The sequence below is a fragment of the Accumulibacter sp. genome, assembly GCF_032229525.1.
Lineage (GTDB): Bacteria > Pseudomonadota > Gammaproteobacteria > Burkholderiales > Rhodocyclaceae > Accumulibacter.
This window is the reverse complement of the sequence record NZ_JAVTWB010000112.1, coordinates 3,186-26,781: the sequence shown is the minus strand read 5'-3', so window position 1 is coordinate 26,781 and position 23,596 is coordinate 3,186. Positions and strand designations below refer to the sequence as shown.

Sequence of the window (23,596 nt, the reverse complement as noted above, 5' to 3'; positions counted from 1 at the left end):
TCGTCGGTCGACCGGGGAAGGCGAGCAGGGCAGCAAGTGGTGCCGGCGGGGAACGAACGGGCTAACCGTGGCTTCCCGGATTATGGCACGCCTGCGCCAGGCGGATCAGAACTCCATCGGGTCGACCTCCAGATGCCAACGTAGCCGGGACGGCGATCGGATGGCTTCAAGCTGCGGTACCCAGCCGGCGAGAAAACGCTGCAAGGCTCGCCGTGAAGGCGACTCGACGAGTAGCTGACCGCGTTCGAGGCTGGCTCTTCGCGACAGCCGCATGGGCACCGCGTCGTAGAGGATTACCGAGGGGTCGGCTTCGTTCGGCGGAGATGCCCGGGCGCTAGTCAGGAAGCGGAGAGCGTCAGCCATGCGCGGCGCTTCGGCGCGCAGCATGGCCTGGTAGGCGTAGGGCGGAAAACCGGCCTGCTGCCGCTCTTCGAGCTGGCTGGCCGCGAAGGCCTGAAAGTCGTGCCGAACCAGCGCGGCGTACAACGGATGCTCCGGGAACTGCGTCTGGATCAGCATTTCACCCGGCCGCTCGGCACGCCCGGCGCGGCCGGCAACCTGCATCAGTTGCGCGAAAAGGCGCTCCGGTGCGCGCCAATCGGCGGCAAACAGCGCAGCATCGGGAGCGATGGCGCCAACCAGAGTGAGTTTGGGAAAGTCATGCCCTTTGGCCAACATCTGGGTGCCGACCAGAATGTCGGCTTCGCCGGCGTGGATTCTCTCCACCAGCGCTTCCCATTGCGTGCGACTGCTCGCTGAATCACGGTCGACCCGCAGAACCCGTGCTTGTGGAAAATGCTCGCAAAGCACAGCCTCCAGGCGCTGCGTGCCGCGGCCAAACGCGCTCAGATCCTGGTTGCCACAGCTTGGGCAAGCCTTCGGCACACGTGTCTCGAAGCCACAGTGATGGCAGCGCAGACAGCGGTCGCTGAGATGCAACACCAGATTTGCCGCGCAACGATGGCAGTGCGAAGCCCAGCCGCAGGCTGCGCAGGCCAGCACGGGCGCATAACCACGCCGGTTCAAGAACAGGAGACTTTGCTCGGCACGTGCCAGACGTTGTTCGATGGCCGCCAGCAGAGCCCCGGAAAGCCCGTCCTGCAGCTTGTCAAGCCGCGTGTCGATACACTTGACCAGCGGCAGCCGAGCTCCTTCCACCGCTCGTTCGTTCAGCGTCAGCAGCCGGTAGCGCCCGCGGCCGGCGGAGGCGGTGGCATTGGCCCAGCTCTCCAACGACGGCGTCGCCGAACCGAGGACAATCGGGATCGCCCGTTGGCGAGCGCGGAAGACGGCGAGGTCGCGCGCCGAATAGCGTATGCCGTCCTGCTGCTTGAACGAGACATCGTGCTCCTCGTCGACCACGATCAGGCCAAGCTCGGGCAAGGGCGTGAAGATGGCCAGTCGAGTGCCGAGAACAATCCGCGCATCGCCGGTCAGGGCTGCCCGCCAGTTGCGGCCTCGTGCGGCCTCTCCCAGCTCGCTATGCAGACTGACCAGCCCGGCAGCGGGAAAGCGCGCAGCCACCCGGGCTTCAAGCTGCGGCGTCAGGTTGATTTCTGGCACCAGCAGCAATGACTGGCGTCCGGCGGCCAGCGCCCGCTCGATCAACCGCAAATAGATTTCGGTCTTGCCACTACCGGTGACCCCATGCAGCAGGTAGACCCGAAAGCCACTGCCGGCGTCGGCGATCGCCGCCAATGACGCTTCCTGTTCCCGGGTGAGTGCCGGCACCTGCTGGGCGACGGCAGAGCTGGGGAGGTGCCGAATCGCACGGGCTTTGGGAGGCGTGATGGCGCGCAAGACGGCCGGCAACGATGACAGCATCACCTGACCAAGCGGCACATGGTAGTAGTCGGCACAAAATTCGGTCAGGCCAAACCAATCCGTGGGTAGCGGTGGCAGCTCACGCAGCACGGCGTCGACCGGTTTGAGCTGAGCGAGAGGAAAGGTGCTGTCGGCCGGCAAGGCGACGAGAATGCCAACTTTTTGCTGCTGCCCGAACGGGACACGCACGCGGTAGCCGATATCGGCCGTCGACAAGCGCTCTCCGTCCGGGGCGCGATAGTCAAAGAAGCGGCGGAGCGGAACATCAAGCGCGACGCGGGCTATCTGCAGCAAGGACATCGGTTCAGTAAGCGGTCGGGGAAGGGGTGGGACAATGTACGCCAACTTAGTGGCGGAAGCTCGTGCCACTTCTGGCAATGCGGGATAACCTGCTCAGTTAGTGGGAGTTTTGATCCCATGCACAGTTTCTGTGGATAACGCTGTGGATGGAAACGCTGGCAAGTGGCACAAAAGCCCTTGCCGCAAGGGTTTCAGAGGCATTGCCGGAAAAACAGGCGATAAGAAAGTGTATATAAATCAATATGTTGCAGGTACGTTGCTGTTTTACAAGGGACTTTTGACAGCAGCCGAATCTTGCGGCGCCGTTCTGTGAACAAGTCAAGCGGTAAACGCAAGTTTATCGGTCGTGCGGGCGCATAAGCCGGCTGTGCTGGTGTACCGCTTCAACGAGTGCCGTGACGTTGTCCGGCGGCGTAAACTGGGAGATGCCGTGGCCCAGATTGAAGACGTGGCCGGTCTGTCCGGGGCCGTAGCTGTCGAGTACTTTCCGGGCCTCGATGGCGATCTTGTCGGGAGAGGCGAAAAGCACTGCCGGGTCGATATTGCCCTGCAGGGCAACCTTGTCACCGACCCGCCGGCGCGCTTCGCCGATGTCGATCGTCCAGTCAAGGCCAATCGCATCGCAGCCGACCTCGGCGATGGACTCCAGCCACAAGCCACCCCCTTTGGTGAACACGATCGCCGGCACGCGCTCGCCGTCTTTCTCCTTGATCAGACTGCTGACGATGCGCCGCATGTACTGCAGCGAAAACTCCTGATAGGCCGCGGCTGAAAGCGAGCCGCCCCAGGAATCGAAGATCATCACTGCTTGCGCTCCGGATTCAATCTGGGCATTGAGATAGGCGCTTACGGCATCGGCGGTGACCGTCAGGATGCGATGCAGCAGGTCGGGACGATCGTAGAGCATGCCCTTGATGCGCCGGTAGTCGGTGCTTGACCCGCCTTCGACCATGTAGCAGGCGAGAGTATAGGGACTCCCGGAAAAACCGATCAACGGCACTGAATTATTCAGCGCCCGTCTGATTTCCGCCACCGCATCCATCACGTAGCGCAGGTGATTCCAGGGATCCGGTGCGGCAAGGTCACGAATCGCCCACTCCTCACGTAGCGGACGTTCGAAGCGGGGACCCTCTCCGTCGGTAAAGTAGAGTCCCAGACCCATCGCATCCGGCACCGTCAGAATGTCGGAAAAAAGAATCGCCGCATCGAGATCGTAGCGGGCAAGAGGCTGCAGGGTGACTTCGCAGGCCAGGCCGGGATTCTTGCACAACTGCATGAAACTGCCAGCGCGTGCCCGCGTTTCGCGGTACTCGGGCAAGTAGCGGCCAGCCTGACGCATCAACCAGACCGGCGTATGTGCGGTGGGCTCCTTGAGCAAGGCGCGCAGGAAACTGTCGTTGCTTGGTCGGGTCACATCGAACTCCAGCGGAGAGGAAAGCTGCTTGGCAGGGGCGATTATCCCCTTTCCCCACTACTTCCGCCAGAAAGCGGGCGTCATGACCACCAGCAGGGTAAAGATCTCCAGGCGGCCGAGGAGCATGGCGAAGGTGCACACCCAGGTCTGGAAGCCGGTCAGACCCGCGTAGTTGCTCGCCGGCCCGACCTGCCCCAAGCCGGGACCGGTGTTGTTGATGCTGGCAACGACGGCCGAGAAAGCGGTGATTATCTCCAGCCCGGAGAGGGAAAGAAGCAGCGTCATCACGACGATGCAGACCATGTACATGAAGCCGAAGGCGAGCACCGCGAAGAGGATATTGGGCGGTACGACATCGTTGCCCACTTTCACCAGGTGCACTGCATTCGGGTGCATGGCGCGCATCAACTCGCGGTAGACCTGCTTGTAGAGCACCAGGGCGCGGATCATCTTGAGACCGCCACCGGTCGAGCCCGCACTGGTCGCGAAGCTGCACAGGAAGAGCATCCACAACGGCGCGAAAAACGGCCACAGCGCATAGTCGGTAGTCGCGAAACCAGTGGTGGTGGCGATCGATACGACGTTGAAGGCGGCATAGCGTAGCGCCTCGAGAAAAGTGGGATAGACGTCGTGATAATCGAGAAAAACGGCGATGCCGACCACACTGCCGAGCGTCACCAGCAAGAACCAGCCGACTTCCGGATCGGAACCATAGGCTTTGGGCGAGTGTCTGGAAAACGCGACGAAATGGGTCGCGAAGTTCATCCCGGCGAAGAGCATGAAGGCGATGCTCACTGCTTCGATCAGCGGCGAATCGAAATAGGCGAAGCTTGCGTCGTGGCTTGAGAAGCCACCCAGTCCCATGGTCGCGAACATGTGCATGACCGCATCGAGCCAGCTCATGCCAGCCCAGTGGTAGGCCAGAAGGCAGCAGACCGAGACCAGCGAGTAGACCACCCACAACCCCTTCGCAGTTTCGGCAATGCGCGGAGTCATCTTGGCGTCTTTCATCGGTCCCGGCGTTTCGGCCTTGAACATCTGGCGGCCACCGATCCCCAGCAAGGGCAGGATGGCGACGGCGAGGACGATCAGTCCCATGCCACCGAGCCAGACTAGCTGGGTGCGCCAGAAGTTGATCGACGCCGGCAGCGTGTCGAGCCCGGTGAGGACCGTCGCCCCGGTCGTGGTCAGGCCGGATACGGCTTCAAAGTAGCCTTCGGTGAAGCTCAAATTGAGCTGGAGCACCAGCGGCAAGCTGGCGTACACCGGCAGCACCGTCCACACCAACGCAACCATCAGGAAGCCATCACGTATCGTCAGATCGCCGTTTACTCGACGCGTTACGTACCACAGGCCGAACCCGGTCCCGGTGGTAAGCAGGAAGGCTTCGTCGAAAGCACCCAAGGCGCCATCGTCGAGAAGCCAGGAGAGCCCCAAGGGGAGCAGCATGGTCATCCCGAACATCAGGATCACCAGCGACAGCGCCCGGATCACCGGGTAATAGCTTTTCATGCCGCCGTCTCAGAAAAAGTGGAACCCGACCTCGAACAGCTTTTCGACCTGCTTGACCACTTTCTTGTCAAGGCAGAAAACGACGACATGATCGCCCGTCTCGATCACCACATCTTTATGTGCGATCAGCACCTGCCCGGTCTGCTTTCTCGCGCCGAGGCGGAAAAAATTCAGGTCTTCGGTCTCGCCGAGATCGCGGACGACGGCGGCGATGAAGGCGCCGTGAATCACCGGCAGTTCGCCGATTCGTCGCCCGACAGCGCGCGAGTTCTTCGCATCCCCATGCGCAACAATCTCCAGAGCCTCCGCAGCACCCCGACGCAAACTGTGAACTTGCGCGACGTCACCATGGCGAACGTAGGTCAACAGTGTGCCGATGGATACCTGTGCGGGCGAAATCGCGATGTCTATTGGACCGCCCTGTACCAGCTCCGCGTACGCCCGTCGGTTGATCAGCGCCACCACCCGTTGACAGCCCATTCGCTTGGCCAGTGAAGCCGCCATGATGTTGTCTTCGTCGTCATTGCTCAGCGCGAGGAAGAGTTCCATCTCGTCGATTGCCTCCTGCTGCAACAACTCCTCGTCGGTCGCGTCACCGTTGAGTACCAGCACCGACTTCAGCGAGGTGGCGACGAACTCGGCGCGGCTCCGGTCCAACTCGATCAGCTTGACTTCGCACTTGGCCTGCAGGGCTTGCGCGACGCGCAGACCAATGTTGCCACCGCCGGCGATCATCACCCGCCGCACCGGCTCCATCGAGCGGCGCAGTTCGCGCATGACGGTACGGATGTGCTCTTCCGCTGCCAGGACAAACACCTCGTCACCATCGGCGACGATGGTTTCACCGGTTGGTGTGATCGCACCGCCGCGACGATAGATCGCGGCAATCCGCCCGTCGACCTGCGGCGGCAAGTGATTTCGCATTTCCTTGATCGGGCTGCCGACCAGAAATCCCCCCGCGTAAGCCCGTAAACCGACCAATACCAGGCGTCCGCCGCCAAAGTTCAGGACCTGCAGGGCTTCGGGAAAGTCAATCAGACGAGCGATGTACTCGGTGATGACCTGCTCCGGGCAGAGGGCGTAGTCGACAGCAAAATTCTCCGCCGACAGCAACTTTTCGCTGTCCAGAAAGTCACGCGCACGCAATCTGGCAATCCGGGCCGGGACATTGAAAACACTGTGCGCCACCTTGCACGCGACGAGATTGGTCTCATCACTCTGAGTCACGGCGATCAGCAGATCGGCATCCTGCAGGCCGGCATTGGCCAGAGTTGACGGATGCGAAGCATTGCCGAATACCGTGCGCAGGTCGAGGCGATCCTGCAGGAACGCCAAACGCTCACGGTCACTATCGACGACCGTGATGTCGTTATTCTCGGAGACGAGACTTTCTGCAACGCTGGCGCCGACCTGGCCGGCACCGAGAATAACGATCCTCATTTCTTATTCTTGACCTCCCTGACAGAGCAACGGCGAGAGATCACTCACGCTCGTCGCCACGCCGGCCAATATTGAGACCAAGCTGCCTCAACTTTCGGTACAGGTGCGTGCGTTCGAGGCCTGTCTTCTCGGCCAAACGCGTCATGTTACCGCGTTCGCCAGCCAGATGATATTCGAAATACATTCGCTCGAAGGCCTCACGCGCTTCGCGCAGAGGTTGATCCAGGAAGATCGGTGGGAGCGGTGTAGCAGTTCCGCCGGCGTCCATCTGCAGGATGCGCTCGACGTCCTCGGCGGCGATCTCTTCGTCGAGCGCGGACAAGGCGAGATTCTTGACGGTGGTCAGCAATTCGGCCCACTCACCTTGCCAACGATGCAGCCGCAGGGCATTGCGAGCGCCGCTCGAAAAATGACGCAAGGGCACTTCACCGCGCTCGGACAGGTGGGCGAGCAGCAGGGAGGCGATTTCCGGAACGTCGTCGGCGTGCCCGGAGATCTGCGGCAGGGACACCCAGACTTCGCCCAGGCGGCTGACCAGAACCGAATCCCAACCTGCTTCGACCAGCGCCGGAAGTGAGCGGCTGGAGGCAGCAACCATTTGCAGGTTGTGTCTTTCGAGGCGCTCGAGCGCGAAGACCAGATTCATTTGTTGCAGCTTGCCAAGCTGCGCCAGATCGGCAACGAAGACCACTCCACCGCTGGCGTTTTGCAGCATCTCCTGGGTCAACGGCGTGCTCGAAGCCGACAGATCGAGCCAGGGCGTCCGGTGTGCCTGCAAGGTGCGTGCGCAGATCTCCGCGATGCTGCCCGAGGCACTCTTGAGCAGGAGCACCGAGGTTTTTGCGGCAGCTTGCTCGAGACGCCTTTTGAGATCCTTGAGCAGCGGCGAGCGGGCGAATGCTTCGAGCGTCAGTGGTTTCTTCTGCAGCACTGTTTCATGCTTCAGCGCCTTCTTGACCGTCGCCAGCAGTTTCTGCAGGGCAATGGGTTTCTCGAGGAAATCGGTCGCACCAAGGCGCGTCGCTTCGACCGCCGAGTCGATCGTGCCGTGTCCGGACATCATCACCACCGGCATCGTCAGGAGGCCGCCTGCGGCCCATTCCTTGAGCAGAGATATGCCGTCGGTATCAGGCATCCAGATGTCGAGCAGGACCAGATCCGGCCTCCTGTCAGCGCGAACCTTCCTTGCCGCCGCGGCATTCTCGGCCAGCGAGATGGAGTGACCTTCGTCAGCAAGAATCTCGGAAAGCAACTCGCGGATGCCCATTTCATCATCGACGATCAGTATTTGCGCCATGGTCAGGTCTCGGAAGGAAGTTGGCCAATACGATGCTCGGGGGTTGGCAAAGACGCCAGCGGCAGGATGATACTGACACCCGCACCGGCCGGTTGGCGATTGTTGATCTTGATCCGGCCGTGATGCTCATCGACGATCTTCTTGACAATCGCCAGGCCCAGGCCCGTACCGCGCGTCTTGGTGGTCACGTAGGGTTCGAGAACCCTGGCCATGATCTCCGGCGGGAATCCCGGGCCTCGATCGGTGACCACCATTTCTGCCATGTTATCGGCGCAGCGCGTGGTGATCCCGATGCGTGCTGAAGCCATGGTTTCCTGCGCGTCTTCGGCGTTACGTAGCAGATTGTGGATGATTTGCCGCAACTGTGTCGCGTCGCCCCAGACTGGCGGCAGTTCCTCGGCGAGCTTCAGCTTGATCGTCGCCCGTGAAGTCTCGTAAAGGCCGAGCACTTCGGCAATCAGCGCATTGAGATCTACGGCGGCCAGATCGGGGGCCGGGAGGCGTGCATAGTCGCTGAAATCATTAACCATTCGTTTCATCGCCTCGACTTGCCGGATGATGGTCTGCGTCGAGCGATCGAGCATCTCGGCGTCGGCACCGCTGAGCCGGTCGGCGAGTTTCATCTGCAAACGCTCGGCCGAGAGCTGGATCGGCGTCAGCGGATTCTTGATCTCATGCGCCAGGCGACGCGCCACCTCACCCCAGGCAGCGCTGCGCTGGGCGGCGACCAGCCGCGTCACGTCGTCGAAAACAACCACATAGCCGCCATGCGATGCAGCCGGCAGCTCGGTGCCCCGCAGCAGCAGAATCTGCGGCGGGCCGCCGGCATGTTCCAGCTCGATCTGTTCCTGCCATTCAGGGTTTTTGTTCTCGGCAAAAGCGTTGCGGATCGCCTGGCCAAGCACCTGCTGTCGAGGCCAGTCTTCTGCCGCCTCGCCAAGCAGACTGCCGAAATCGTCGGCCAGAATGGTCAGCGCACCTTCGTTGGCCGTCCGCAAGACGAAACGCCGATCGAACACCAGGACGCCGGCAGAGAGGTTGGCCAGAATCGATTCCAGATAGGCGCGGGCCGCTTCGAGTTCAGCGCGCTGACGTTCATTGTCTCGCCGGGCCTCGTCGAGTTGGCTGGTCATCTGTTTAAACGATCGCGTCAGCAGGCCCAGTTCATCGCCGCTGTAGACGGCCTGGCGCGGCGTGTAATCGCCAGCCAAGACCGCCTGGGTGCCCTCGGCGAGAATCGAAAGGGGCGCCGAAAGACGACGCGCCAGTACGAAAGCCAGCGCCATGGCTGTGAACAGCGCGAGCAGAACGGTCAGCGTCAGCGTCATCGCGTAGATCCGGGTCAAGCCGTCGCGGCCGAGAGACAGTTCCTGATAGTCAGCATAGACCGCCTGCACGCTGTCGGCGTTGAGGGCGAGGGCGGCCGGCACCGGGTCGGTGAGTTGCAGGATTCGAGTCTCGACACCCAAGCCGGGCGGCGTTACGGCGACCAAAACCCGCAAGCTCAGAGCCTGGTCGCCGTTGCTTTCGAGCACCGCAACCCTTCGCTCGCTGCGCACTCTACGTAGCTGCTCGCCTGTCGGTTGTGGCGGCAACAAGGTCGCCAACTCACCGGTGGCTGTCGCCAGCAACTCGCCCGCGGTGGAGAACAAGGCCGCAGATTGGACCCCACTCTGCTCGCGCAAACGATTGAGGTCCAGTCGACGCTGTGTTTCGGAGCGGTCGCCGAGTTCGAGCGCCATCGTCTGCCCCTTCGCCGCAAGATCTTCGAGCAGTGAATCGAGGGCGCTGCGACCGAGATTCAGCCCCGCTTCAAGCGCTTTTTCGACGCGAACATCAAACCAGGTTTCAATGCTCCGGGTGACGAACTGTACGGACACCGCGTAGATCAGTACCCCTGGCAGTACGGCCATCAAACCCAACATCAGCATCAAGCGCAGCTTCAGTCGCGAACCGAAGACCTTGGCACGGTGTTCGCCCCAGAGAACTCGCAACTGCCAGATCATCAGCGCCAGGAGCGACAGCGCGACGACCACATTCAGCCCGAGCAGCCACGGATAGTGGCTGGCAAAAAGTGCCATGTTGCCGCTTGCCGATGCCAAGAGAAAGAGCAGCACGCCACCGAACAACGCGGCGGCGATGACCAGACTCTTCATTTGGCTTCGCCGGCGACAGCCGCTGCCGGCAACATCGGCGGAACCACCGGCACCACCTGCGTGCCGGTCCCACCAGCCTGGGCGGAGTCACTTGGCGTGAAAGTCCAGCGAGCCCATTCCGAGGAGAGGTTCCAGTCCCGGTTGGCCAGAGCGTTGACCTGAAAGGTTTTCGGCATCTGACTCAGGTCGAGGCGCATACGCACCGCAGCAAGATAGGTCTGATCGGCCGTCACCGCACTCTTGTCGAAGACCAGCCAGTTACGCAAGCGCGACAGGATGCGCAAGGCATCGTCGAGCGAGGCAAAATTCTGGTGCAGCGCCCCGCTGGATAAGCGGTACTGGCGTGTCAGTGCATGGTACGAAAGCTGCAGTGACTGACTACGACTGGCGACCTGTTCGTCCAGCCAATACCAGCGCGAACGGGTCAACTCGAAATCGACGACGAAGTAGAGAGCCACACCCTTGGCGACAGCATCTTCGAGTCTGGCGTTAAGGTTGACACTGAAGTCAGCCGCCAGCACATAGCCGTCCTCACCTGCCGAAAGCAGCGGGTTGCGCGCGCTGATGTCGGCAGCCTGCGCGCCAGGTACAGCCAACAGCAGGACCAGGCAAAGGAAGAGCGAGCTAAGAAGCTTTCCGCAACAAGGCATAAAAGAATCCGTCATGGTCATCCTGCGGCAGGAGTCGTTCTTCCATTATCCGCCGGGCGTTCGGCTGGCGCACGAGGAAGGCATCGATCTGCGCACCATTCTCTTCCGGAAAGACAGAACAGGTCGCGTACAGCAGTCTTCCTCCCGGCTTCAGCAGTGGCCACAGCTGGTCGAGGATGTCAGCCTGCGTGCGGGAAAAAGGTCTGATATCGCTTTCACGTCGCAGGTACTTGATATCCGGATGACGACGGACGACGCCCGAAGCGGAGCAGGGCACATCCGCGAGAATGGCATCGAAGGGACGGCCATCCCACCATTGATCGGGCGCCCGGCAATCACCGACCGCGACCGTCGCCCGCAGGCCAAGGCGCTGCAGGTTGTCGTCGATCCGTTGCGTGCGAAGGGCGTCGATATCGAGCGCCAGCAGTTCTATCTCGGCCACCTCAAGCAGATGAGCGGTTTTCCCGCCCGGCGCCGCGCAAGCATCGAGAACGCGCTCACCCACTGCCGGAGCAAGGAGTTCGGCGGCACGCTGGGCGCCGGCATCCTGAATCGAAACCAGTCCCTCCGCAAAACCCGGCAACGCGTCAACGGCCAGGGGCTTTTCCAGAAGCAGGGCCGCGGACCCCACCTGGCGGACGTGCAAACCTGCCGCCTGCAGGCGGTCCACATAATCGCGCAACGCCACACGGCGGCGATTGACGCGCAGGGTCATCGGCGGCTGGGCGTTGCCGATGGCGACAATTTCCTGCCAACGATCCGGATAGGCACGGCGTAGACGCGCCAGCCACCAGCGCGGGTGCTGTTGGCTTGCCTCCTCGTCATCGGCCATCGCAGCATGCAGGGCATGTCGCTGCCGCAGATAATTGCGTAGCGACCCATTGACGAGGCCCTTGAAAGCGCCTCCCGCGAGTTCTCCGGCCGCTGCGACAGCCTGGTCCACGACCATGTAGGCGGACTCCGGGCGCGTCTGCAAACGGTAAAGCGCCCCCAAGAGCAGCGCCTCGGTTACCGGGTGCGGCAAGGCTTTCGCCAGCAGGCGACCGAGAATGAACTCTCCGCAGCCGTAACGGCGCAGAGTGCCGAAAGCCACATCCTGTGCGGCAGCGCGGGCAGCAGATCCCTGCCCTTTCAGCGCGGTCAGCGCCTGCGTCAGGCTCTGTCCGGCACGCACCGCAGCAATCGCACCGGCTGCCAACAGCAGGCTGAGTGCCAGCGAATCCGGTGCCAGCGACGAGGGCTCCACCACCGCGGCGCGCACGGACGAGCCTTGTTCGGGCTTGGCAACCCGGCGCACGCGTACCGTCCGCGAGGACGGGGGGGGGGGAGAAGGGGAAGAGGGCAAGGTGTGGGTTTGGGTTGCTGTCGGATAGGCGCCGAGTTTAGCACGATGCCCAAGGATGGCGGTCTGGCCGCCGGGCGGCGATAATACGGCGATGACTAGCGCTTCGCTGAAACCCTACGCATGGCTTGCGATCGGCGCGGCCCTCGCCACCATAGCGCTGCAGGGGGTGGTGTGGCTACTTTCCGGCTCGGTCGGGCTGCTCTCCGATGCGCTCGAATCTCTGCTCAGTCTGGCTGGCTCTGGCTCGACCCGGGGCTGGCCTTGCTGTTTGCCGGCAATATCGTGTGGGCCGGCTGGCGCCTGCTGCAGCGCTCCGCTGGTGGCCTGATGGATGGTAGCTTGCCGCCCGAGCAGCATGCCCGGGTCGTCGCAGTACTCAAACGCTATCGTACGCAGGGGATCGACTCCCACCCCTTGCGCACCCGCGAGGCCGGCGCGCGCAGCTTCATTTCCCTGCATGTGCTGGTGCCGGGAGCGTAGGACGGTGTCGCGCGGGCAGCAACCGGTCGAACAGCTCGAGCGCGAAATTCCGCTCCATCTGCCGCACGCAACCGTGTTTACCCATCTCGAACCGCTGGACGACCCAGCCTCCCACGAAGACGTCAGCCTTGACCGCTAGGCCGACGGCAAGCCAGAGCACGCGGTGGCCGCTGTTTTGGCTGATGCTACTGCTCGTTGCCTCGCCGCCGGCGATGGCCTGGAACGCTGCCGGCCACCGGATCATCGCACTGGTGGCCTGGGAAAGACTCGACGAGCGAACGAAATCGGCGGTGACTGCAGTGCTGCGCCAGCACCCCGACTTTGAGCGCTGGCAGGCGCGCGGCAAAGGTGCCGATCCAGATCTGGTTGCATTTCTTGAGGCCTCGACATGGCCCGACGACATCCGCAAGGACCCTCGTTTCTACAGCGCGGGGCTTGAGGAGCCGACGCCGACGCGATCGGGTTTTCCCGATATGGAGCGCCGACTGAACTGGCACTTCGTCGATCGTCCGCTGGAGCCAGGCAACAGAATACGGCCTTCGGCGGGGATGATCGATCGTCAGTTGGTGGCGTTAACGGCGACGTTGGGCAACCCGAAGGCGGCCATCGCTGCTCGCGCCTATGCGCTACCCTGGTTGATCCACCTGGTCGGCGACGCGCATCAACCGCTGCACGCCGCCAGTCGCTACCGAGCGGACGGACAGGGCGACAGTGGCGGCAACGCGCTGACCATCTTCAATCCCTTTCAGCCGCGTCACCCTTTGACCAACCTTCACCGCTACTGGGACGATCTGCCGGGCCCGCCATGGCTACGAGGCAAGCGACTCACAAACACGGTCAAGTCGCTGAGCATTCTGTACCCGCCCGCTACGTCACCGGGAACGCCAGAGCAGTGGATCAATGAAAGCTGGCTGCTTGCTCGCCAGTACGCCTACCCGCCGGGCGACGATACCGTACCGACGATCAGCCCCGAGTTTCACGCCAACGCGCTGGACATCGCCCGTCGCCGTGTCACGGAAGCCGGCCACCGTCTCGCGGAGCAGCTGCGACAAGCGTTCCAGGAAGAAAAGATGCGCCAGGCCCGTGGCGACACCAGAGGAGCGGACGGTCGTGTTTCACGTGAAACACGACCGTAGTCCGGTCGCCGCTCAGCTGCGCGCCATCGCCCGCAGCCGCGCGACGCGCTGCTCGGTCGCCGGATGGGTACTGAACAAACCGGCAATGCCGCCGCCAGACAGGGGGTTCATGATCATCATCTGCGCTGTTTCCGGGTGTGCCTCGGCGGGCGCCATCGGGATGCCGCGGGCGTAGGCGTCGATCTTGGCGAGAGCATCGGCCAACGCGTTCGGGTCACCGGAAATTTCCGCACCCCCACGGTCAGCCTCGAACTCGCGGGCACGCGAGATCGCCATCTGGATCAGCGACGCCGCCAACGGCGCGAGCAGAGCAACCAGAATACCGGCCAGCGGATTGCCTGGCCGTCCTTCCGAATCGCGCCCCCCAAAGAACATCGCAAAGTTGGCAAGCGCGGAAATCGCTCCGGCCATCGTTGCCGAGATGGTCGAAATCAGGATGTCGCGGTGACGCACATGCGCGAGCTCATGGGCCATCACCCCCCGTATCTCTCGTGCCGACAACAACTGGAGAATCCCGGTGGTCGCCGCTACCGCCGCGTTGTCCGGATTGCGACCGGTGGCGAAGGCATTGGGCTGCGCCTGGTCAATCAGATAAACCTTGGGCATCGGCAGCCCTGCGCGCTGAGCGAGTTCCCGGACCATGCCGTAGAACTGTGGTGCCGAGCTTTCATCTACTTCCCGCGCTTTGTACATCTTGAGCACCATCTTGTCCGAGAACCAGTAGGCGAAGACGTTCATCGCGCCGCCAAAAAGCAGGGCCAGCAGCATCCCCGTCTTGCCGCCCACCATCGCCCCGATGGCGCCGAACAACGCCAGAATCGCTGCCATCAGGATCGAGGTTTTCAGCCAGTTGCCGAGCATTTCAGAGACCTCCGCAAGAAGAACATGTTTTCAAGGACAACCCGGAGATGGTGGCGATCGCGGAAGATTTCAAGCTGCCACCAAAGCGCAACGTGCTCCCGGCAGTACAGGTGTCCCAGCCAGGAACTGCGCCGCAGACAGGCGCCTGCCGCCAGCTTTCTGCAGTTCGACCAGCCGTAGCGCACCGTCTCCACACGCGACCACAAGGCCGTTCCTGTCGGCTGCCAGAATCAGCCCCGGCAAGCCCTCACCGGCCACCACCTCAGCTCGCCAGACCTTGAGCACTTGGCCGTCAAGAGAGCAGGACGCGCCAGGGAAGGAGTTGAAAGCACGTACGCTGCGAGCGAGTTGCTTGGCCGGTAGGCGCCAATCCAGCGCGGCCTCCGCCTTGTCGACCTTGGCAGCATAGCTTGCCCCCGCTTCCGCTTGCGGCTGCCCCGTCAAGGGCACGCGCGCCAAGACATCGACGATCAGCCGAGCACCCAGTTCGGCCAGTCTGTCGTGCAGCGCAGTGCCCGTATCATCGTCGCCGATCGGCAAGCTTTCTGACAGCAGAACCGGGCCACTGTCGAGCCCAGCGTCCATCTGCATGATGCACACGCCGGTCTCCTGATCACCAGCAAGAATCGCCCGCTGAACAGGCGCCGCGCCACGCCAGCGTGGCAGCAACGAGGCGTGAATGTTGATGCACCCAAAGCGCGGCATATCGAGCACGGCCTGCGGAAGAATGAGCCCATAGGCGGCCACCACCATCGCCTCGGCAGCAACGGCGCGTATCCGCTCCTGTACGACGACATCCTTCAGCGTCGCCGGCTGGAAGACTTCAATCCCCGCGGCCTGCGCCAGCTGCTTGACTGGAGAAGCGCGAAGCGTCATACCTCGCCCGGAGGCACGGTCCGGTTGGGTCAGAACCAGGTCAATCTGATGCCCAGCGAGCATGATCGCCTGCAACGCTACCGCGCCAAATTCCGGGGTGCCGGCGAAGACCAGTCTCATGCCGTGATTTTGGCCTGTTTCGCAAGCTTGTTCTTGATCCGCACCTGTTTGAGTTGAGATAGATGTTCGACAAATACCCGCCCCTCGAGATGGTCGATTTCGTGCTGCAGGCACACCGCCAGCAGCCCCCACGCCTCGACCGTCTGTTCCTGTTCGTCGAGATCGAGATAGCGGACGACAACATGCTCCGCACGACCTACCTTGTCGTAGATCCCCGGCACCGACAGGCAGCCTTCCTCACAGACCTGCAAGCCATCCAGCGCGAGAATCTCCGGATTGATCAGGGTCAACAACTGGTCCCTCGTTTCCGACGCGTCGATGACAATCAGCCGCTTGTGAACGTCCACCTGCGTTGCCGCGAGGCCTATACCAGGCGCCTCGTACATGGTCTCGGCCATGTCACGGGCCAGGCGACGCATCGTTTCATCGACCCGCTCAACGCGCGTGGCGATCTTTTTTAAACGCGGATCCGGGAAACGGAGTATCGGCAGTAAAGACATAAAAGGCTTGATCGAAGAAATAACTACGTGCAGAATCTAACGTAGTGTCTTGAGTATTCCGACGCCTTTGGCGCGAGGCGCGCGATGACTTCGGCCAGAGACGCAGCTAACACGGTAATTCGGACAGAATCGCGCACCTGGAGTTCCATCCCACCATGTACGGGCGCTCGTACGAGGATAACACGATGATCCGCATTATATCCGCGTTCCTTCTGGCCATGGTCAGCACACTCTGCTGGGCCGCAGGCCAGAACCTTCAACTGGCAGATGGCGCCCCGGACCGCTACATCGTAGCGCCTGGCGACACGCTCTGGGGCATTTCCGGCACCTTCCTAAAGGAGCCTTGGCGCTGGCCGGAAATTTGGCGGATGAACCAAGAACAGATCCGTAACCCGAACCGCATCTTCCCTGGTGATGTGATCATTCTCGATCGTGACCCCCAGGGCAATCCCATGTTGCGTCTGCAAAGTAGCCGCGTGCTGCCGCAGATTCACGCCGAATTGATCGAGCAGGCGATTCCGGCCATTCCACCCAACGTCATCAGGCCTTTTCTCTCCGAACCGCTGATCGTCGAAGCGCACGGCCTGGACCACGCAGCACTCATCGTGGCAACGCCGCAGGACAGGGTCTTCATAGGCAATGGCGACCTGGCCTATGTCAGCAACGCAGACCCTGCCGAGCCAAACTGGCAGATCTACCGCAACGGCAAGCCATTGCGCGATCCGGAAACTGACGAAATCCTCGGCTATGAAGCCTTCTATCTAGGCACCGCACGACAGCTCGAGGCCGGCAACCCGGCGACTTTCGAGGTGGTCACGGTGAAACAGGAGATTGGCCGCGGAGATCGCATGCTACCAACCGTGCGCCCACCAATAATCGCCTACGTACCGCACAAACCCGATTTCAGCGTCGATGGTCGCGTGATCTCCGTCTACGGCGGCGTCGATGCCGCCGGACGTGGCTCGATACTCGCAATCAATCGCGGCGCCAAGGACGGCATCGAGATCGCCCACGTTCTGGCGGTGGACCGCAATCGCGTCATCGACGAACGTAATGACAATGACCAGAAGATAGCGGTACAGATTCCGGTACTACGCACTGGCCTGCTGGTTATTTTCCGGGTCTTTGACCGCATTTCCTACGGTCTGGTGGTACAGGCTGAAGGCACGATTGACGTCAACGACTTCATCCGTACGCCGTAGATGGACGCAGGCGAGTCGCTGGCCTCCTGGCTGCGACTGACGCTGATTCCCGGTATTGGCGGTGAGACGCAGCGCAAGCTGCTCGCCGCCGTCGGACTGCCAGAGGCCATCTTTCGCGCTGGCCGTAGCGCCCTCGGGGATGTCGTGGGGGACAAGGCCGCCAAGCTGTTGCTCGACACCGATAATCGCGCTGCCGTCGACCAAGCCCTGGCGTGGTCGGAGAAGCCCGGCCAGCAGATCCTTCATCTGGCGGACCCCGAGTATCCTCAAACGCTGCTGCAAATTCCTGACCCACCGGCCCTGCTCTACGTTCGCGGCCGCCTCGATTTGCTCAATGCTCCTGCATTGGCCATCGTCGGCAGTCGTAATCCGACACCACAAGGCGCCACGAACGCCGAGCGCTTCGCCGCGGCCTTGGCCAACGCCGGCCTGACCATCGCCAGTGGTCTTGCTCTGGGCATCGACGCGGCGGCTCATCGTGGCGCGCTAAGGGCGTCCGGAAACACTGTGGCTTTCACCGGCACCGGAATCGACCGACTCTACCCGGCCTCCAACCAGGAACTGGCGCTGTCGATAGCCGCCAGAGGGGCCATCGTTTCTGAGTTCCGGATGGGCACGCCACCTGCCGCAGCGAACTTCCCGCGCCGCAACCGACTGATCTCGGGCTTTGCGTGCGGCACCCTGGTCGTCGAAGCGACGATCGACAGCGGCTCGCTGATTACCGCACGACTCGCCGCCGAGCAGGGGCGGGAGGTCTTTGCCATCCCCGGATCGATTCACTCACCCCAATCCCGCGGCTGCCACAAACTTATCAGACAAGGCGCCAAGCTGGTGGAGACGGTTCAGGACATCTTTGACGAGCTTAGCGGGTACCTCGCTCCACCCAGCGCCCCGGCGAGCGCATCGAATAGCGAGCCGGAAACCAGCCGACTGCTGCTGGCCATGGGTTTCGATCCCTGCAATCTGGATGATCTGGTAGGCCGCAGCGGCTTGACGGCCGACATCGTTTCGGTGATGCTCCTGCACCTTGAACTTGATGGCCAGGTCGCCAGTTTGGCTGGCGGCCGCTATCAGCGGATTTCCCAAGCCTGAGAGCCTCTTTTGATGATCGATATCCTGGTCTACCTTTTCGAGAACTATCATGATTTCAGCGCTCGCCCCAAGAGCAAGACGCTGAAGCGCCGCTTGAGTGCCGTCGGCTTCCAGGACGAGGCGATTGCCGTCGCCCTGCGCTGGCTGGACGGCCTGAAAGCGGCGCCGGTCGTCGTGCTCGGCGGTGATAGCCGTGCAACCCGCGTCTACCTTCCAGAAGAGCAACGCAAGCTCGGCGTTGATTGCCTCGGTTTCATCGCCTTCCTCGAGACGACGGAGGTACTGACACCCGCTTTGCGGGAGCTGGTAATCGAAGGTGCGATGCTCCTCGAAGAGCACCCTGTTCCACTAAGCACGTTCAAGATCATCGTACTGACGATCCTCTGGAGCCGTGAGCAGGTCCTCGAGCCGCTGATTGTCGAGGAGTTGCTCGACGATGGTGACCAGCGACTGCTCCACTGAGCGTCACGGACCCTTCCCCGGCAACCCCGAACGGCTGGCCATCGCCCGCAGCCGGCCCGGGATCGGTGCATTCGGCAACACGCTGTGCGCCAGCGCAGCGGCCAAGCTTGCTTGCCAAGCTTGGCTGAGTCCTCTTATCATGGCTCGCAGCATCCTCCAGCGCTCGCCTATCCTGCCAGCCGCTCTTTGGCCACTTTCCCGGACTGATGAAGACCCCATGAGCAAGAAACTGATCATCGCCGAGAAACCTTCCGTCGCTGCCGATCTCACACGTGCCATCGGCGGCTTCGTCCGACATGACGATTATTTCGAAAGTGATGCCTACGTTGTCTCCTCGGCAATCGGGCACCTCCTGGAGCTCGCCTGTCCCGAGGAATATGAGGTCAAGCGCGGCAAGTGGTCTTTCGCCAACCTGCCGGTGATACCGCCGCACTTCGCGCTACGACCGATCCAGAAGACCGAGTCGCGGCTCAAGCTGCTCGTCCGTCTGATCAAGCGCAAAGATATCGACAGCCTGGTCAATGCGTGCGACGCTGGCCGCGAGGGCGAACTGATCTTCAACTACATCGTCCAGCACGCCAAGACTGCCAAACCGATCGAGCGTCTGTGGCTACAATCGATGACCCAACAGGCCATCAGAGATGGCTTTTCCTGCCTGCGCAGTGGTGCCGATATGCACGGGCTCGCCGATGCGGCCGTCTGCCGCTCAGAATCCGACTGGCTGGTTGGCATCAATGGCACGCGCGCCATGACCGCCTTCAACTCGAAGACGGGCGGCTTCCACCTCACTACCGTCGGTCGCGTCCAGACGCCTACGTTGGCCCTGATGGTGGACCGTGAGGACCGCATACGCAAGTTCAAGCCCCGCGCCTACTGGGAGCTCGAGGGCGTCTTCACCTGCGCCGCCGGCATCTATCGTGGCAAGTGGTTCGACGAAAAATTCAAGGGCAAGGACGACGAGCACGCGCGCGCTGATCGCCTGTGGGACGAAACCAGAGCCACGGTGCTACAAGCGAAATGTGCCGGCAAGGACGGGAAGGTCAGTGAAGAGGCCAAGGCCTCGACGCAACTTTCACCGCTGCTCTACGACCTGACCAGCCTGCAACGCGAAGCCAACAGTCGTTTTGGCTTTTCGGCCAAAGCGACGCTCGGACTCGCGCAGGCGCTCTATGAAAAGCACAAGGTGCTGACCTACCCTCGTACCGACGCCCGCGCGCTGCCGGAGGACTATCGAGAAACGGTCAGTGCGACACTGTCGATGCTTACTGGCGAAGGTGCCGGCAAGGGTCACGACGAAGTCACAGTCGCCCGGTACGCGCCATTCGCCCAGCAGATCCTCGCCAGCCAATGGGTTGTGCCGAACAAGCGCATCTTCAATAACGCCAAAATCTCTGACCACTTCGCGATCATTCCGACGCTGCAGGCGCCAAAAACGCTGTCCGAGCCCGAAATGAAACTCTACGACATGGTCGTCAAGCGCTTTCTCGCAGTCTTCTACCCGGCAGCCGAATACCTCATCACCACCCGCATTACGCGCGTCGAGGGCGAGCCGTTCAAGACCGAAGGCAAGGTGCTGGTCAACCCCGGTTGGCTGGCGGTGTACGGGCGCGAAGGACGGGAAGGTGATGATGGCAACCTGGTCGCTGTCGAGCCCAACGAGGGCGTCAGGGCCGATGAAGTGCTGCTCAACGAACACCAGACCAGACCGCCGGCGCGCTACTCCGAAGCCACGCTCCTTTCGGCCATGGAAGGTGCTGGCAAGACGATGGATGACGAGGAGCTGCGGGCAGCGATGGCCGGTCGTGGTCTGGGCACGCCGGCGACCCGGGCGCAGATCATCGAAAACCTGCTCGCCGAGCAGTACCTTCACCGCGAAGGACGCGAGCTATTACCGACAGCCAAGGCTTTTTCGCTGATGACCCTGCTCAACGGCCTCGGCATTCAGGAGCTGACGGCCCCCGAACTCACCGGCGAGTGGGAATGGAAGCTGGCACGCATGGAGAGCGGCCAGATGTCACGCAGCGAGTTCATGCAAGAAATCGCCGCGATGACCGAGCGCATCGTCGCCCGCGCCAAGAGTTACGATAGCGACACCATCCCGGGGGATTTCGGGGAGCTGACCACACCTTGCCCAAAATGCGGTGGTCTGATCAAGGAAACCCACAAGAAATTTCAGTGCCAGGGCTGCGACTTTTCGCTGTGGAAAATAGTCGCCAGCCGCCAGTTCGAAGCCGCGGAGATCGAAGAGCTTCTGACGCAGCGCAGGATGGGCCCGCTGATGGGTTTCCGCAACAAGATGGGGCGCCCCTTCAACGCCATCGTCCAGCTCAACGCCGACAACGCGCTCGAGTTCGACTTCGGGCAGGCGAGCGGTGACGGCGCGTCCGAGGCGGTCGACTTCTCGCAACACGAAAGTTTGGGGGCTTGCCCGAAATGCGGTGCTCGCGTCGTCGCGCATGGCATGTCGTATATTTGCGAGAAAGCTCAAGGCCCCGGCAAGAGCTGTGATTTCCGCTCGGGGACGATTATTCTCCAACAAGCCATCGAGCCCGAACAAATGCAGAAACTGCTGAGCACGGGTCGTACGGATCTACTCAAGGGTTTCGTGTCGGCTCGCACGCGCCGCAAATTCTCGGCTTATCTGGTCCGCGGTAGTGACGGAAAGGTGGGCTTCGAGTTCGAGAAACGCGAGCCCAAGACGCCAGCCAAGAAGACCGGTACGGCAAGTGACAAGACCGCCTCCGGCGACGCAGCCGAGGCGGCCGCGACGACCACCACCAGGACGCGCAAGAAGGTGACGAGCTAGAGGCGCAGAAGTAGCTACACCCGTAGAAGGCTGCCTCTTGGGCAGCCTTCTTGTTTCACGTGGAACAGTACCAGCGCTTGCCTTTCACCTTGCTCTCTCAGCCTTGTCGATAGCCCGCCTCGCCTTGGACCAGCGCCATCACACAATAATAACTCCCGGGGGGGGTGCGGCCAGGATAGCTGCGCGCAAAATATCGATAGCCTGCGGCCGGGGGAAAGTCGCCCGCCACGCTATCACTACCTCGCGCACCGGGCCAGGCTCCTTGAAATGGCGAAACTGCAGCAAGTCATCTTGCGGCCACGAAGCCGCGGCCGATGCGGGCACCACCGAGATGCCGGCGCCGCTGGCCACCATAAAGCGTACCGTCTCGAGCGAGCTTCCCTCGAGCGCACCCTCGGTACCGCCCGGCGCTGCCAGCTGCGAGCACGCCTGTACCACCTGGTCGCGGAAACAATTGCCGTTGCCGAGCAGCAACAGGTTTTCCGCAGCCACCTCTTCCGGGTCAATCACGGTCCGGCTGGTCAACCGATGTCCGCGCGGCAACGCCACGCGGAAGGGCTCTTCATACACCACTCGCGAAACGATACCCGGTTCAGCGAAAGGCAGCGCCACAACAATCACATCCAGGTCGCCCCGACGCAACTGCGTGGCCAAATTGACCGTGAAGTTCTCGTGCAAATAGAGCGGCATATGCGGTGCGCGGGCGTGCAAAGCCGGGATCAGGCGAGGCAGCAGGTACGGCGCTATGGTGTAGATGACGCCAAGCCGCAAAGGCCCCTGCAAGGGGTCCTTGCCTTGCTCGACGATCTCCTTGAGTCTGCTCGCATCCTCCAGAACCCGCTCGGCCTGCCGGGCTATCTGCTCGCCGAGCATCGTCAGCCGCACCTCGGCAGATGATCTCTCGAAGACGATGACGCCGTAGCGTTGCTCGAACTTTTTCAGCGCCACCGACAGTGTCGGCTGGCTGACGTGGCATTTCTCCGCCGCGCGCCCGAAGTGCTTCTCACGTGCGAGCGCCACGATGTAACGCAGTTCGGTCAGGGTCATCGCCGGGCTACTCCGCTGACGAATCCATACGCTGGTTGAGCGCCAGCAGCGCGAGCTCCGGTGCGTCAAGCCACATCCACTGGCCTGCTGCCAAGGACTCCGGCAACGTCAAGCCGCCAATCGAAGCACGATGCAAGGCCTCCACGCGGTTGCCGGCGGCGGCGACCATTCGTTTTACCAGGTGATACCTTCCCTGCGTCACGGTCAATTGCAGGCACCGCTCATTCAGGCGCACGCAGGCTGCGGCGGCAACGGCCTGAGGATCGTCATGCAATTGCACGCCGCTCAGCAAGGCAGATATCTGCTCATCGTCGACCACGTGGCGAGTGATCACCTCGTAGAGCTTCGGTATCTGCTTGCGTGGTGACGTACACTTGTGAATGAACGAGCCATCGTCCGTCACCAGAAGCAGCCCAGTTGCATCCTGATCGAGCCGGCCAACGGCCTGCACACCCCGCTTCAGCAACGGTTCGGGAAGCAGGGAATAAACACTCGGATGGTGCAGCGGACGACGTGAGCACTCGTAGTCGGCGGGCTTGTTGAGCGCCAGGTAGGCGAACTTCCGGTAGTCCCAGCTGACATCGTCCACCGAGAAAACCAAGCCCTCGGGCTCGAATCGCGCGAGGGGATCATCACAAATCTCTCCAGCTACGCTTACTCGCCCCGCCCAAACCAGCGCGCGGCTTTCCGCCCGACTGCCAAAGCCCTGCGATCGCAGCAAGCGTTCCAGTTCCATCGTCGTCCTCATTTCCGATAAGCGACTGAGCCGGTCCGAAACCCCAAACCTGCCGCACCCGTCGTCCTCCTGCTTGAAAAGCGCTCATTGTCTCACCGTCTGGGCGTGCTCATGCTTGTCGACAGCTTTCGCCAACTAACGTGTCGGCCCACCATCCTCGCCACACCACCCGTCCAGCGGTAGCGTGATGGACTCGGCTCTTGTTCTCCCCTGCCGCAGCGACGACAATAGGCGTCATTCCATCAACGCCAAGGAAACACCGCCATGCTGGTCAAGTTCACCTCGAACACCTCCGGGCAGATCATGATGTTCGCACCGGTCGCCCGTCAGCTGCTGGAGA

At 62.1% G+C, this 23,596-nt stretch carries 19 protein-coding genes; 6 read left to right on the top strand and 13 right to left on the bottom strand.

Annotation, left to right across the window (positions count from 1 at the left end; translation table 11 throughout):
• Positions 1-105 precede the first annotated feature (105 nt).
• The 8 genes from RUW20_RS07375 to rsmB form a co-directional block, all read right to left on the bottom strand.
• Entirely contained in the window at positions 106-2,124 is a 2,019-nt protein-coding gene (locus RUW20_RS07375) for a primosomal protein N' (RefSeq protein ID WP_313951563.1), read from the bottom strand.
• A 337-nt stretch (positions 2,125-2,461) separates the two neighbouring features.
• Positions 2,462-3,538: a uroporphyrinogen decarboxylase gene (gene hemE / locus RUW20_RS07370; protein ID WP_313951562.1), complete on the bottom strand. Its 1,077-nt coding sequence runs from the start codon at positions 3,536-3,538 to the stop codon at positions 2,462-2,464.
• 57 nt (positions 3,539-3,595) lie between these two features.
• The gene (locus RUW20_RS07365) at positions 3,596-5,050 is read right to left on the bottom strand and encodes a potassium transporter TrkG (RefSeq protein ID WP_313951561.1); all 1,455 of its coding nucleotides are present in this window, start codon (positions 5,048-5,050) and stop codon (positions 3,596-3,598) included.
• Between the two features lie 9 nt (positions 5,051-5,059).
• Positions 5,060-6,490 carry a Trk system potassium transporter TrkA gene (gene trkA, locus RUW20_RS07360; RefSeq protein ID WP_313951560.1) on the bottom strand — a complete coding sequence of 477 codons (1,431 nt, stop codon included), beginning with the start codon at positions 6,488-6,490 and terminating at the stop codon, positions 5,060-5,062.
• Between the two features lie 40 nt (positions 6,491-6,530).
• Positions 6,531-7,787: a sigma-54-dependent transcriptional regulator gene (locus RUW20_RS07355; RefSeq protein WP_313951559.1), complete on the bottom strand. Its 1,257-nt coding sequence runs from the start codon at positions 7,785-7,787 to the stop codon at positions 6,531-6,533.
• 2 nt (positions 7,788-7,789) lie between these two features.
• Positions 7,790-9,943 carry a sensor histidine kinase gene (locus tag RUW20_RS07350; RefSeq protein WP_313951558.1) on the bottom strand — a complete coding sequence of 718 codons (2,154 nt, stop codon included), beginning with the start codon at positions 9,941-9,943 and terminating at the stop codon, positions 7,790-7,792.
• Positions 9,940-10,539, bottom strand: a complete 600-nt coding sequence (locus tag RUW20_RS07345; RefSeq protein ID WP_313951557.1) for a DUF4390 domain-containing protein — start codon at positions 10,537-10,539, stop codon at positions 9,940-9,942. The genes RUW20_RS07350 and RUW20_RS07345 overlap by 4 nt, the downstream gene beginning before the upstream one ends.
• A 28-nt stretch (positions 10,540-10,567) precedes the next feature.
• The gene (gene rsmB, locus RUW20_RS07340) at positions 10,568-11,890 is read right to left on the bottom strand and encodes a 16S rRNA (cytosine(967)-C(5))-methyltransferase RsmB (protein WP_313951556.1); all 1,323 of its coding nucleotides are present in this window, start codon (positions 11,888-11,890) and stop codon (positions 10,568-10,570) included.
• Positions 11,891-12,265: 375 nt separating this feature from the next.
• Here rsmB and RUW20_RS07335 point away from each other — a divergent pair, with 375 nt between their 5' ends.
• Both RUW20_RS07335 and RUW20_RS07330 read left to right on the top strand, forming a co-directional pair.
• Positions 12,266-12,418, top strand: coding sequence for a cation transporter dimerization domain-containing protein (locus tag RUW20_RS07335; protein WP_313951555.1), 153 nt, complete (start codon positions 12,266-12,268; stop codon positions 12,416-12,418).
• A gap of 182 nt (positions 12,419-12,600) precedes the next feature.
• Entirely contained in the window at positions 12,601-13,554 is a 954-nt protein-coding gene (locus tag RUW20_RS07330) for a S1/P1 nuclease (protein WP_313951554.1), read from the top strand.
• Positions 13,555-13,566: 12 nt separating this feature from the next.
• On the opposite strand, the gene htpX is transcribed toward RUW20_RS07330, so the two are convergent.
• From htpX to def, 3 genes are all read right to left on the bottom strand, one after another.
• A complete protein-coding gene (gene htpX, locus RUW20_RS07325) occupies positions 13,567-14,415 on the bottom strand; it encodes a zinc metalloprotease HtpX (RefSeq protein WP_313951553.1) in 849 nt (282 codons plus the stop codon).
• A gap of 69 nt (positions 14,416-14,484) precedes the next feature.
• A complete protein-coding gene (fmt, locus tag RUW20_RS07320) occupies positions 14,485-15,411 on the bottom strand; it encodes a methionyl-tRNA formyltransferase (RefSeq protein ID WP_313951552.1) in 927 nt (308 codons plus the stop codon).
• Complete coding sequence (def, locus tag RUW20_RS07315; protein WP_313951551.1) at positions 15,408-15,911, bottom strand: peptide deformylase; 504 nt, start codon at positions 15,909-15,911, stop codon at positions 15,408-15,410. The genes fmt and def overlap by 4 nt, the downstream gene beginning before the upstream one ends.
• A gap of 368 nt (positions 15,912-16,279) precedes the next feature.
• Here def and RUW20_RS07310 point away from each other — a divergent pair, with 368 nt between their 5' ends.
• The 4 genes from RUW20_RS07310 to RUW20_RS07295 all read left to right on the top strand — a co-directional run bounded on the left by RUW20_RS07310 (position 16,280) and on the right by RUW20_RS07295 (position 21,473).
• Positions 16,280-17,113, top strand: a complete 834-nt coding sequence (locus RUW20_RS07310) for a peptidoglycan-binding protein (protein WP_409559324.1) — start codon at positions 16,280-16,282, stop codon at positions 17,111-17,113.
• Positions 17,114-18,205: a DNA-processing protein DprA gene (gene dprA / locus RUW20_RS07305; protein ID WP_313951549.1), complete on the top strand. Its 1,092-nt coding sequence runs from the start codon at positions 17,114-17,116 to the stop codon at positions 18,203-18,205.
• Positions 18,206-18,217: 12 nt separating this feature from the next.
• Positions 18,218-18,667: a DUF494 domain-containing protein gene (locus tag RUW20_RS07300; protein ID WP_313951548.1), complete on the top strand. Its 450-nt coding sequence runs from the start codon at positions 18,218-18,220 to the stop codon at positions 18,665-18,667.
• A 217-nt stretch (positions 18,668-18,884) separates the two neighbouring features.
• The gene (locus RUW20_RS07295) at positions 18,885-21,473 is read left to right on the top strand and encodes a DNA topoisomerase III (protein ID WP_313951547.1); all 2,589 of its coding nucleotides are present in this window, start codon (positions 18,885-18,887) and stop codon (positions 21,471-21,473) included.
• Between the two features lie 138 nt (positions 21,474-21,611).
• Here the strand turns inward: RUW20_RS07295 and RUW20_RS07290 are convergent, their stop codons facing one another.
• Together RUW20_RS07290 and RUW20_RS07285 are read right to left on the bottom strand one after the other, a co-directional pair.
• Entirely contained in the window at positions 21,612-22,520 is a 909-nt protein-coding gene (locus tag RUW20_RS07290) for a hydrogen peroxide-inducible genes activator (protein ID WP_313951546.1), read from the bottom strand.
• 7 nt (positions 22,521-22,527) lie between these two features.
• Positions 22,528-23,256, bottom strand: a complete 729-nt coding sequence (locus RUW20_RS07285) for a pseudouridine synthase (protein WP_313951545.1) — start codon at positions 23,254-23,256, stop codon at positions 22,528-22,530.
• Positions 23,257-23,596: the final 340 nt, after the last annotated feature.

Bases quoted from the DNA above. Each gene is read 5' to 3' on its own strand.
- RUW20_RS07375 (WP_313951563.1), bottom strand. From the start codon at position 2,124: ATGTCCTTGCTGCAGATAGCCCGCGTCGCGCTTGATGTTCCGCTCCGC.
- RUW20_RS07355 (WP_313951559.1), bottom strand. From the start codon at position 7,787: ATGGCGCAAATACTGATCGTCGATGATGAAATGGGCATCCGCGAGTTG.
- trkA (WP_313951560.1), bottom strand. From the start codon at position 6,490: ATGAGGATCGTTATTCTCGGTGCCGGCCAGGTCGGCGCCAGCGTTGCA.
- htpX (WP_313951553.1), bottom strand. From the start codon at position 14,415: ATGCTCGGCAACTGGCTGAAAACCTCGATCCTGATGGCAGCGATTCTG.
- def (WP_313951551.1), bottom strand. From the start codon at position 15,911: ATGTCTTTACTGCCGATACTCCGTTTCCCGGATCCGCGTTTAAAAAAG.
- RUW20_RS07335 (WP_313951555.1), top strand. From the start codon at position 12,266: ATGGATGGTAGCTTGCCGCCCGAGCAGCATGCCCGGGTCGTCGCAGTA.
- RUW20_RS07365 (WP_313951561.1), bottom strand. From the start codon at position 5,050: ATGAAAAGCTATTACCCGGTGATCCGGGCGCTGTCGCTGGTGATCCTG.
- RUW20_RS07330 (WP_313951554.1), top strand. From the start codon at position 12,601: ATGCTACTGCTCGTTGCCTCGCCGCCGGCGATGGCCTGGAACGCTGCC.
- fmt (WP_313951552.1), bottom strand. From the start codon at position 15,411: ATGAGACTGGTCTTCGCCGGCACCCCGGAATTTGGCGCGGTAGCGTTG.
- RUW20_RS07300 (WP_313951548.1), top strand. From the start codon at position 18,218: ATGATCGATATCCTGGTCTACCTTTTCGAGAACTATCATGATTTCAGC.
- RUW20_RS07285 (WP_313951545.1), bottom strand. From the start codon at position 23,256: ATGGAACTGGAACGCTTGCTGCGATCGCAGGGCTTTGGCAGTCGGGCG.
- RUW20_RS07350 (WP_313951558.1), bottom strand. From the start codon at position 9,943: ATGAAGAGTCTGGTCATCGCCGCCGCGTTGTTCGGTGGCGTGCTGCTC.
- RUW20_RS07290 (WP_313951546.1), bottom strand. From the start codon at position 22,520: ATGACCCTGACCGAACTGCGTTACATCGTGGCGCTCGCACGTGAGAAG.
- dprA (WP_313951549.1), top strand. From the start codon at position 17,114: ATGGACGCAGGCGAGTCGCTGGCCTCCTGGCTGCGACTGACGCTGATT.
- RUW20_RS07310 (WP_409559324.1), top strand. From the start codon at position 16,280: ATGAACCAAGAACAGATCCGTAACCCGAACCGCATCTTCCCTGGTGAT.
- RUW20_RS07295 (WP_313951547.1), top strand. From the start codon at position 18,885: ATGAGCAAGAAACTGATCATCGCCGAGAAACCTTCCGTCGCTGCCGAT.